Source organism: Ciceribacter ferrooxidans (genome assembly GCF_004137355.1).
Taxonomy (GTDB): domain Bacteria; phylum Pseudomonadota; class Alphaproteobacteria; order Rhizobiales; family Rhizobiaceae; genus Allorhizobium; species Allorhizobium ferrooxidans.
This window is the reverse complement of sequence record NZ_SDVB01000348.1, coordinates 1-252: the sequence shown is the minus strand read 5'-3', so window position 1 is coordinate 252 and position 252 is coordinate 1. Positions and strand designations below refer to the sequence as shown.

1 protein-coding gene is annotated in these 252 nt (G+C 72.6%); it reads right to left on the bottom strand.

The window, feature by feature from the left end:
• On the bottom strand, nt 1–252 hold a 252-nt coding region (locus EUU22_RS22215), incomplete at both ends, for an FAD-binding oxidoreductase (protein ID WP_439329183.1).

The window sequence follows — 252 nt, the reverse complement described above, 5'->3', positions numbered from 1 at the left end:
ACCTCGTCGCCCGACTCGTGCGGTGTCGCTCCGCCGCATAGCCCCGTGTTTCCGCCCTGTGGCACGCTTGCGATGCCGTTGTCCGCGCAGCAGCGCACGACGGCAGCGACCTCCCCGCTGTCGCGGGGACGCACCACCGCGCGGGCGCGGCCGTGGTAGCGGTCGCGCCAATCGGGCACAAAGGGTGCGGGGTCCGCGGCGGCGGTGAGCACATTCGCGTCGCCGACAATGGCTTTGAGCGCGGGCAGAAGG